The 10,568-nt window shown below is 58.2% G+C and carries 9 protein-coding genes; 2 read left to right on the plus strand and 7 right to left on the minus strand.

The annotated features are described in order from the left end of the window. Positions 1 to 77: 77 nt before the first annotated feature. From NB063_RS29575 to NB063_RS29595, 5 genes are all read right to left on the minus strand, one after another. Positions 78 to 734: a Maf family protein gene (locus tag NB063_RS29575; RefSeq protein ID WP_250932927.1), complete on the minus strand. Its 657-nt coding sequence runs from the start codon at positions 732 to 734 to the stop codon at positions 78 to 80. Continuing rightward, complete coding sequence (locus tag NB063_RS29580) at positions 731 to 1,297, minus strand: DMT family transporter (protein WP_250932929.1); 567 nt, start codon at positions 1,295 to 1,297, stop codon at positions 731 to 733. Before NB063_RS29580 ends, NB063_RS29575 begins: the two co-directional genes overlap by 4 nt. 1 nt (position 1,298) lies before the next feature. Next, the gene (gene panD / locus NB063_RS29585; protein WP_250932931.1) at positions 1,299 to 1,787 is read right to left on the minus strand and encodes an aspartate 1-decarboxylase; all 489 of its coding nucleotides are present in this window, start codon (positions 1,785 to 1,787) and stop codon (positions 1,299 to 1,301) included. Positions 1,788 to 1,792: 5 nt separating this feature from the next. Further along, positions 1,793 to 2,167 (minus strand): response regulator, encoded by a 375-nt coding sequence (locus NB063_RS29590; RefSeq protein ID WP_250932933.1) that lies wholly within the window; start codon positions 2,165 to 2,167, stop codon positions 1,793 to 1,795. A gap of 174 nt (positions 2,168 to 2,341) precedes the next feature. Further along, entirely contained in the window at positions 2,342 to 4,048 is a 1,707-nt protein-coding gene (locus tag NB063_RS29595; protein ID WP_250932935.1) for a hypothetical protein, read from the minus strand. A 67-nt stretch (positions 4,049 to 4,115) separates the two neighbouring features. Between NB063_RS29595 and NB063_RS29600 the strand changes: the two genes are divergently transcribed. Beyond that, a complete protein-coding gene (locus tag NB063_RS29600) occupies positions 4,116 to 5,084 on the plus strand; it encodes a DUF1559 domain-containing protein (protein WP_250932938.1) in 969 nt (322 codons plus the stop codon). 31 nt (positions 5,085 to 5,115) lie between these two features. Here NB063_RS29600 and ribD read toward each other — a convergent pair whose 3' ends face one another. Together ribD and NB063_RS29610 are read right to left on the minus strand one after the other, a co-directional pair. Then, on the minus strand, positions 5,116 to 6,258 hold the full coding sequence (gene ribD / locus NB063_RS29605) for a bifunctional diaminohydroxyphosphoribosylaminopyrimidine deaminase/5-amino-6-(5-phosphoribosylamino)uracil reductase RibD (RefSeq protein WP_250932940.1): 1,143 nt from the start codon (positions 6,256 to 6,258) through the stop codon (positions 5,116 to 5,118). 374 nt (positions 6,259 to 6,632) lie between these two features. Next, positions 6,633 to 8,789 carry a tetratricopeptide repeat protein gene (locus tag NB063_RS29610; RefSeq protein ID WP_250932942.1) on the minus strand — a complete coding sequence of 719 codons (2,157 nt, stop codon included), beginning with the start codon at positions 8,787 to 8,789 and terminating at the stop codon, positions 6,633 to 6,635. A gap of 395 nt (positions 8,790 to 9,184) precedes the next feature. Here NB063_RS29610 and NB063_RS29615 point away from each other — a divergent pair, with 395 nt between their 5' ends. Continuing rightward, a complete protein-coding gene (locus tag NB063_RS29615; RefSeq protein ID WP_250932944.1) occupies positions 9,185 to 9,862 on the plus strand; it encodes a DUF2625 domain-containing protein in 678 nt (225 codons plus the stop codon). Positions 9,863 to 10,568: the final 706 nt, after the last annotated feature.

Genomic DNA, 10,568 nt, shown 5'->3' on the forward strand with positions numbered 1-10,568 from the left:
TTCCTATCAGTAAAAAAATGGAGTGCCATTCGGGGGACCTCCACTGAGTCATTCTTGCAAAATAGATCCCAAACAGTTCAGCGGACTTCCTTTTGTACCTTGTCGGCCAATGAGGAGAAATTTTCCAATATTTCCGCTAAACGTTCCATGGGTAATCCGACAACGTTACTCTCGCTATCGTTTTCGACGATCTGGATCCAGTCATTTCCGTCTTGATAGCCGAATCCGCCAGCCTTGCCTTCCCACTTACCACTGTCAAGGTATTCGCCGATGGCCTCGTCGCTCAGCGGAGACATTTCCAGTCGTGACTGCACGACATCGAAGTAACACTGATTCGTGCCCGTCGACCAGACGCAGACCCCCGTAAACACGTCGTGTTTCTGTCCCGACAGCAGCCTCAACATCGATTCCGCATCATCGCGGTCGGCTGGTTTACCCAAGATTTTCCCGCCACAGGCGGCGAGCGTATCGGCGGCTAGGATGAACGATCGTTTTCGCCGCCGGACCACATCGACGGCCTTCTGGAACGCGAGCCGCGCGACCATCTCCGTAACGGTTTCTTTGTAATCGACGCCGCACTCCGCCGAATCCGCAGCCGGACAGACCTCAAATTCGTACCCAGCTGCCTTGAGCAATTCGGCTCGCCGGGGTGATCCGCTGGCCAACACCAACGGTTCCCCGGTCGGAATTTTGGTCCGAGGCAGGCCGTTCATCAAAGGAAGTGGTTTGCTCATTGGTTCGCGTTCTCCACCGCCGATGTCCGGTCGGCGTTTGTATCGGCATGTTTGCTGAGAGGTAGGCTCGAGGATGATTCATAGTGTTTGGCAAGCACGATCGCCAGCACCCCAAGGATCAGCAACAGGACTCCGATCACCCGAAGCGGCGAAGCGGGAACGCGTGGGTTTCCAAACCAACCGTAGTGATCCAGCATCAGCGCGAGCAACGTTTGGCCGGTCATCACCGCCGCAAACCATGGCAACGATCCAACCCGCGGCACCAAGACCAACGAACTCGTTACCAGGACGACGCCGATCGCACCACCGATCCACGCCCAATACGGAAGTTGCCCCGGTGAAACGCTCAACCGTGGCGGAAAGATTCCACCCACGATTGTGATCACCAACACGATCGCGAATCCGGAGCCGAATGAAAACAACGACGCGTGCAACGGATGGTGCATGTATTTGCCCAGCATGCCGTTTGCACTCGGTTGGATCGCAAGGATCCCACCGGCGAACAGACCGATGATGATGGCGATCGCCATCCAACCCGTCTCGCTAGCCGGGGACGGGCTCAACCTAACACTCTTCTGCGAATGCGTGCTGGCGAGCCGCAGCGGCTTGGAATCCGTCCACGTCCGGCGTTTTGCCCGCCGCGCGATCGGTCGCGGTAGGCATCTGCGGACCTGGCACTTCTGGACCGGTGTGGCTGATCTCGTTCTTCTCATTGACGAAGATCAATTTCGGCTGGTGCGATTTGACTTCCGATTCAGGAATCATCGCAAACGCGGCTAAAATGACGTGGTCGCCTGGACGGATCAAATGCGCTGCGGCACCATTAGCGCAAATATCGCTCGACCCCGGTAAACCTTCGATCGCATAAGTTTCCAAACGCGTACCGCGGGTCACGTCCCAAACATGCAACGATTCATACGCGACGATCCCCGCCGCCTCCAACAATTCAGGAGGCACGGTTAAACTGCCCTCGTAATTAACGTCGGCAGCGGTCACGGTCGCGCGATGGATCTTCGCCGCGAGCAGTTTGCGGTAACGATGGGGAGCGTCCAATGTCGCTAGCTCGTCAGAAAGGGTTTCAGTTTGTCGATCGTACCCGGTTTACCGATCTCTAATTTTCCGAACCCATACGCTGCACCTTCGGCAACAGCTGCCTCTTGGTGCTCCTCGTAGTTCGTGACCAACATCACGGGAACATTGCTGATCTCTGGATCCGATTTGATCTTTTTGATGATTTCCAACCCATCACTGTAGTCACGATCCAACTTGCGATTCACCGTCACAAGATCAACCTTGCGTTTGCGAAGCAACTCAACGGTGTCGTCGGCTCCATGCGTCTGCAGCACGGTGGCTTCAAAGTTGGACGTCACCATTTGACGAATCGAATTGAAGTCAGGACCACAATTACCGCAATCAACAAGCGTTTTTACCATCGGGAAAGATGTGGGATCTGGGCTAGGGGTGGATGGAAGATCATTAAAAGGTTTAACCGGCAGACAACAAATCGGCAAGGTGCACAGATTTCGCAGCTGCACGGCTCCCCCCGCTAGACCACCCCAAATGCCGCCATCCCGCCTCTGCAAACCGCTTCCGGCACCTCACACGCCTTACCGATCGCTCGACCGAATCGCCAAAAACACGATCCGACCGGCAGGATTGACCACGAATTCAATGCCCTCGTATCGCAGCAGACTCGCCCCCTCCCATGACGGCCCGCCAAACGTTAGCGGCTTTTCGAACTCCTGAACCGATCTCGCCACGACGGGCGCCCCGAATCGTTCAAGTAAAGTCCCGGCATCAACCTGTTTCGAAAACGCAAAACATCCGTTCACGAACGCTTTGCGTCCCTTGTAATCGAACTCCCGCCCTTGCATCGCCACCTCGATCGCCCGCCCGATTGAGATCGCGCCGACTTCGATCTCTTCTTGCTCAGGCGACTCATCGGGGATCTCCCTTAACTGAGAGGCAATGTCTAGCGTTAACGTGGGCGCCGCGGTCGCCTCCGCCCATGCTGCAAACAACTTCCGTTCGCCGTCCACCCACTGCGCCGAAACCGGATACCCGACGCGCAACCGATCGCCATCGCGACGAACATACAAATCTCGCACCGGATGCCCATCGAGCAGCGGCGACGACTTGACGAACCCGCCTAGTTTCAAGTGACCGTCCGATGGCTCAACGATCCCTTCGGCGTGATACGACTCCGCGGAATCGTAGCGAATCACGACCTCCTCAGTCGGCCGGAAACCTTTCCTGTCATCGGCGCGCTTCGTCCAAGTGAAATCGCCCGACCACGACTGCCCCGTTGCGTTCATCAAAACACAACTTCCGTTTTCACGAAACGCGATCCCAAACGTCGGCTTGCCCGAGCGAGCCTCATTCACCACGCCCACCCAGTTCCCAACGATCTGCTGTCTCGGCAACGGCATCCGTTTGTACGCGGTGTAGCCGACCGGCAATCCGATCACGCAGCCGAGTACCAACAGAATCGCCGCAGCAATCTGCGGCCGAATGTATCGACCGATTCGTTCATGCGTCACGGACCAAAATCGCGAGACCATCCCCGGCCCACGTTGCCGGCGCCGTTCCTCCTTTGATGAACTCTGCGTTGAAGTAACCGACATCGCCCCAAACCCGAACGCCTCATTCCTGCGGTCAGCACGGGCCGATTCCGCCGAGTCGTCGTCTGTGTCCGGCGCGTCCCTTGGTACCGCCGCATCATCTGACTTTGCCTGTGCATCAATCTGCGATGTCACGCCCGTCCGATTCAGTACCTCGTCCAGTGGCGCCGCTGTCGCACCGGCAACCTGGATTTGGCGTGCGCGCTCGATCGGACTGATCAGCGTTTTTAACTGCTCTCTGCGCGCCGCCAAATCACTCGGGATTACGGTCCGCAACACCAGTTTCCCTGAATCATCCAAACGCACCAAATCGCCACGCAAACAGGCCGGCAAAATCCCCGTGCCGCTGATCGAAACCCATGGACGCGACGGATCACTTTGCAATTCCGTGCCCGGTGGCAGCATGCCTTGGCAAGCGAAACCGATCAATTCGCGTAATTTGAACGGTCCCATGAACGCGCCCGGCATCCCACGCGTCTGAAAGGTAGGAACCTGCGTCCCGGCGGGATGCGGCATGGCGTTGCCCTTCTCGCAAAACAAACCCGCGCCCGCCGCGGCAACCCAGGGCCCTTCGCCGCTATGACTCAAATACGTGTTCGGGCGAATTATCCCCGCCAACGACGCTTCGCGAATTTCGATCCCCGTGAAAGGGCCCGCCACCGCGAGATCCGTTTTGATGTAAAACGATGCCATGGCCGCGATTCTATCCTTTATCCTGTACGCTTGTCTAATCGATTCATTCCCCATCAAGGCGGATTCCATGACAGTAGACCTGGACCATCTTTCCGCAAATCACGCCCCCGCCGAACGGGAGGCGTTCACCTTGATCGAAGTCTTAGTTGTCATCGCAATCATCTCGATCATGATCGGAATGCTGCTGCCAGCGGTCCAAGCATCGCGTGAGTCGGCAAGACAAACGCAGTGCACCAACAACCTCAAACAAGTCGGATTGGCGATTCAAAACTTCGAAAGCCAATCCAAACAGCTTCCACCGAGTCGCAACTACGATCACTTCCAAAGCTGGGCGTTTCTGATCCTGCCGTTCATGGAACAAACGGCGCTGCCCGAGCAGTGGAACGATCGGCTGAAGTACTACTACCAGAGTGACACCGCACGCCAGACGCCGATCCCGATGTACTTTTGCCCTTCGCGACGTGACGGAAAGATTCTCAGCATCGAGAACGATGACATCCTCTCTCCGTATGAAGTCAGCGGTCATGTCCCCGGCGTGGTCAGCGATTACGCTTGCTCGGCCGGTCACGGTCCATCGGGCGTCTGGAACTGGATCACCTCCAACGGCGCGATGATCATGGGCAAGGGCGAAACCGAACCACCGACGGTTCCGGCGGGTTGGTACGCACCGCCGCTTGCCGAACTCGTTCAATGGTCCAGCCGCACGACCTACGCAAGCCTTTTCGACGGAGCCAGCCACACGATACTGGTCGGTGAAAAACACGTCCGCCCCTCGCGGATCGGGATCGCCCCCGAAGACGGCGCGATCTACAACGGCGATCACCCCGGCAACTTTTCACGCTGTGGCGGCCCAGGATACCCGCTCGCAAAATCGCCAACCGACACCTACCAAACCAACTTCGGCAGCTATCACACCGGCGGCGTCAACTTCGTCTTTGCCGACGGCAGCGTCCGGACATTCGCGCCGTCCATCTCCACCGAACTACTCGGCCGGCTGACCGCACGTGACGACGGAAAATTCGCCGAAGACAACTGACAATCGTCCCCGCCAGTCCACCGCGAGGGAGCTACTCAGCCGACAACGTCCGCCGGTAAATCATCCGCACGTCATCATCAAACCGGTCGACCATCTCAAGTGAAAAACCAGTCGCGTCGGATAACTTCGCGATCCCAGGATCACCAACCGGCCCCGGCGCGGCGCGACCTCCGATTACCTTCGCGCCCACGTAGACGTGGCACTCGTCGATCTGATCACCAGCCGCGAAACTGCCCAACAATTCGCCACCGCCCTCGATCATCAAATGAGTCATCGGCTGACCACTCGGGTTGTCCGAACTTCCAAATCGAACCAGCGCCTCATCGATCATCGATACCGAATCAGATGATTGCACGCGAATGACCTTCACGCCGTGATCGGCAAGGCGATCAATCTCACTGTCTGGTACCTGCGGCCCCGCAACCAACCAAGCCGGTGTTTGCGACGCCGACTCCACCAGCCGACTGTTGAGTGAGGGCACGCGTGACCGGGCAAACACAATCCTCGCCGGCGTGCGTGCGCCGCCACCTCGCGCCGTCAACATCGGGTCATCCGCGATCATCGTCCCCATGCCGATCGCGATCCCATCCACACGGCCACGCAACTCATGCACACCCCGCCGAGCCGACTCACCGGTGATCCACTGGCTCTCGCCCGACGTCGTTGCGATCCGACCATCCATGCTCATCGCCCACTTCGCGATCACCCACGGACGCCCCGTTCGGACACGTTTCAAGTAAGCCGCCAACTGCTGCGTCGCCGCGGACAGCCCGACCCCCGTGTCCACCCGAATCCCGGCGTCGCGCAAGCGACAGACACCTCCTCCGTCGACCTGGTCAAACGGATCCACCGCGGCGACCACCACCCGCGAAACTTCAGCCCGGATCAATGCATCGGCACAGGGCGGCGTTTTCCCGTGATGGCAGCACGGTTCGAGAGTCACATAAGCGGTCGCACCACAGGCAGACTCGCCACGCGTTTTACAATCCGCCAGCGCGTTGACTTCCGCGTGGGCCTGCCCGAACGTTTCATGAAAACCGCGGCCGATCAGCTGCCCATCGCGAACGATTACACAGCCGACCATCGGATTGGGCTCAACACGCCCCAGCCCACCCCAAGCTAACTCGATCGCCTCCGCCATCCAGCGTTCATCATCATCGCGACGTTCAACCATCCCAAGTCCTCCCTCGCCCCAATATCCCGCGACCAAGCCAACCCAACTTCACCTTTGCTGCAGGAAGATCAGCCCGCTCCGGTCCGGGGCGGGCGTTGCCCTGAATGCAAACCCGCTTGCCACCTGAACGCGCCCGCTTCGCGTAATAGCCCCCCAAAACCAACGGCACGCTTTTCACGATCCCCGGGGGGACGTCGATTTAATTACTGCGGGATCACCAATGTAGCGAAGCGGCGCACGCTGTCCTGTAACGCGGGACCGGACGACTTGCGCCGTTCCGCTAAAAACCTCACCTAAACAAGCAATGTCCCAGAGGCAACCGGCGTCGTCGAACGCCGATCACCCGGGCAACTTTTGCCGATGCGGATCCAAGATCAATCCATCCCGGGAACCCACAACTTGCTCGGCGCCGCACCGCCACTTTCGCCCGCAGGCGCCGGTGCACCACCGCCACCACCGTCGGGCGTCCACAAGCCTCCGCCATCACTGGCAGCGGGTGCCGCCGGGCGACTCTGCACCGGTGAACCGTCTGGACGGATCAAGCCGAACTGAACCAGCAACTGTTGTAGCCGCCCCATCACTTCGGGATCCTTGCCGTGATTGCGGGCGATCGTTTGCACGCAGTCTTGGAACTTCTCAGGCTCGCCGCGACGCAGTCGCAGCGGCAACTCAGCCAATAACAACGAGGCCGTTGAGAACGAGTGCGACTCAGCATACGCCTTGGCCGCTTCCAAGTTTTCAATCGCTTCGTCGCTACTCGCCGCACTCTGCATCAAGAACGAATAAGCCAGCAATTTCGCACCGGCTAGTTCTCCTTCGGTAGGTAACTCCGTCTCGAGCAATTGCCGCGACGCACGACGACCAATCGTGGTGGCGGAAATCTGCTGGGCTCGCTGGATCAAGTAAACGAGGTTCTCGACATCCAAACCTGCAGGGTCGACGCGGTTTAAGTCGTACGCGGGAATGTTCTCGACCTCATCACCTGTGGCCGCGATCGATTCAGGAGTCGGCCGGCCACCGATTTCATATAATCTCGCGATCAACGTTCCATCGCGTGCGACCAGTCCGTCTTCGCCCTCGAGGTACCGCAGGAGCGCGGCCCGAGCCAACCACATCGAGTCGTCACCCGCGGTGTCCTTGAGCGACGCGTTTCCTAGCAATGGAACCGGCGTCTCGGCAAGCTTCGTGGCCGCCCGCTCGACGAACAGGTTCTGTTGCAACGATTCGAACTGTGACGGGTCCGTGATTTTCAACCCGCCCGGCTGGATCATCGCGATGTAATTGATTGGTAACCAACCCTCACGGTCTGATTCGAAATGACGTCCAGGCAAAGCGAGCCCAAGCAATTCACGGGCGGTCTGCTCGTGCTGAGCCGTGATACCGATCACCTCGACGCGTGCCGGGCGATCCGTTTCGCGACCGAAAACCGTCACCAACGCAATCGACTCAGGAACCGAGTTTAAATCGGACGGAACGCCTTCTTCGGACGGCGGGTCGCGATCGAGCAACTGATAAGCCGCACGCGGCCCGATCTCGTTGTCTCCCTTGAGTTGTTGCAAGAAGTCCGGCGGAAGTTCCGCGAATCGCGGATGCGCCGACAACGACATCATTGTCTCTTCGATCGAGTCAACGTCCGCCATCAGAGTCCGCTTCTCGACGGAAATCGCATCCGATTCGGGACCGACGACAAACGACGTTGCCAAGTAGCGAGCCCGATCATCTGCCGACAAATCTTCGCACTGCGAAAGCTTGTTGAGCAGCTCGATCTGCTTCTTGTAATCGCCCCGCCATACCGCACAGGTCAGCAGTCCCGACAGAACGGCCGGTTGCAAAGGAGCGGTCCGCTGCAACGATTCGAATTTGTTTTCCGCCAAAACGATCTTGTTATTGGCCAACATCAACGCCGCTTCGTCATATCGTTCGGCCCAATCCACGCCTTCGGGACGAGGAATCAGTTCCGGCATGAACTTCGCGAGGTGGTTGACCGCTGGGTCACGGTTGATCTGCTGCAGCACGTTGGCTGCCATGTTCGAGCCTTCGTAGCCTTCGGAAACGAACGCCAGCGTCGCGTAAATCCGCGCGGTCAGCAGAATTCCGTTTCCGGCCAGGCCATACGCCAGCAAGGAAGCGACGTCGAGCACGAAGGAATCCACGTTTTGCCCGCTCTCGGTGAGCGCCTCGAGCATCAATTCGGTGGCCTTACCGAGATCCTGGGCGAACATCGCCGCGGCCGCACTTTGGGTCAGCGCCAGCGGATTGGAAGGCTGGAGACGGGTAAATCGTTCCGCATTTTCCTTCAGCGAGTCGTATTCGCGGAGGTCCATCAGCAACCGACCACGAATCGCCAGCGCCCAGGCCGCATCGGGATGCTGGTCCAGGATCGCTGCCAAACGGTCGAGGGCCGGAACGAGCTGCCCCCCCTCAACCATCGTCAGAACCCGATCGAGTTCATGCACGGAGTCCTTGCACTTGCAGAATTTGATTTTTTTGCCACTGCCGCACGGGCAGATCGCATAAGTATCGATCGACATAGGGTCACTTTGGAAAGAACGTGAAATCGGTTGCCCCAGCAACTTACCATGCCGGCCCCAGCCTCCCAAGGCAGGCACCCAGCCATCTCCGCAGCTCCGCAGCTCCCAGCTCCCAGCTCCCAGCTCCCAGCTCCCGAATGACGTCTCCAATCGCGGGGTGACGCATTCGGCCCCCCTTTTCATGGAGCATCAATGACTTCCGTGTCATAGCGGCGAGATTTCCAGTTTTTCCCAAACCGACGAGGTCCCGCGGTATCTATCGCTTTGCGAACAGCCACGCGTTTGTCATCATTGTGACGAACGGTTCAACGGTGTTCCTGATTCAGCGTGTCTTTTCTGTAACGCAACTCGTGGTGCGTTGGCCTGCAACACAAACCGCTGCACGAATTAGCCAAATGCGTTCCCTCGACGAACTAATCGAATACGACGATCCACGTTGGCCCGACGTGCGAAGATGGATGGCAGAGGCCACGAACGGCGTGTCCGTCTTCCCGCCTGTCGAATCGACTCGCGCGGACGCGTTGCTCGCCACGCAGGTTACGACGCGTTCTCCAATGGGTGCCATCATCTACGAGTCTGGGGGCATGCTCGTTGACCACGGTTGGCTTCGCATCCTCGGTGGTGGCTGCAACGCCTTCACGCGTTCGCTACCCCAATGGAACCGCGACTGCGGACTGATGACTGAAAATTCGCCGCCACCATTCCTCCTCGTCGCCGATGACGTCGCAGGCGGTTTCTTCGCGGTCAACGGTGGTTCGCTTGGCAATGATGCGGGAAACCTCTACTACTTTGCTCCCGACACACTCGATTGGGAGCCACTCGACATGGGTTACACCGATTTTATTCACTGGGCATTCTCCGGCGATCTCCAATCCTTCTACGCCGACTTTCGCTGGACGGACTGGGTTTCGGAGATCGCAGATATGTCGCCAGATCGCACCATCAGTTTCTACCCTTTTCTCTGGACGGAGGCTGACAACCTCGATTCACGCCATCGCGGATCGGTGCCGGTTCTTGAAGCCTTCAGCCTGCAAGTCGACATGGCTCGGCAGCTCAACGGTCGCCCAACATAGTTGTTACGCAAGGTCTCCGTGGGCCCGTCTTCGTTGCTTGTTCATGCTTCCTACCGATGGTAGACGACTCGGTGATTCAGCGTCAAACGGCATCGTAACGGCGGTGTCGTCAAACACTTTCCTTATTGGATTCCGATGGTTCAAGCCACAGGTAGATTCTCAATTGGTTTCGCCACGGGTGCCGTCTTGGCGATCGCCCTGTTCTCCATCGCGCGATCTTTTTTTCTCTCAACAATACAGACGCCTGAAAGTGAGCCACACTACGAGGTGCTTTACGCCGGCCTCGATTCCGGCGTAGTACTTGTAATCGTGTGTCTCCTCCCAATTGTCGCTGGACTACTTTCAGCGACACAGCTGAATCGACCGCTCGACGACTGGATCGTCGCCACGTCCGCAGTTCTGTCCGTGCTCATGTGTCTAGGAATCATCGTGGTGTCTCAAACGTTAGTTGCAGACGCATTGCTTTATGGCATGGACTGACGCCATCTTTTCCCCCTGCCACGCACACGCCGAAAGGCCTAACATGGTTCTGAACAAGACAGCGGCTTCGTCACTGGAGCGTCGCTTGGTTTACCGCACCTTTCGCTTTTCTGACGCGTATTAAGCAGGTACGCAGGAATCCTCTGGCGAAACTGCCGCGAACTGTAGGCCGAATTAATGAGAGAGGTGACGCCGCGAAGCGGTGGTCCTTTGAGACGTGGTAAAC

Source organism: Aporhodopirellula aestuarii (assembly GCF_023701485.1).
Taxonomy (GTDB): domain Bacteria; phylum Planctomycetota; class Planctomycetia; order Pirellulales; family Pirellulaceae; genus Rhodopirellula; species Rhodopirellula aestuarii.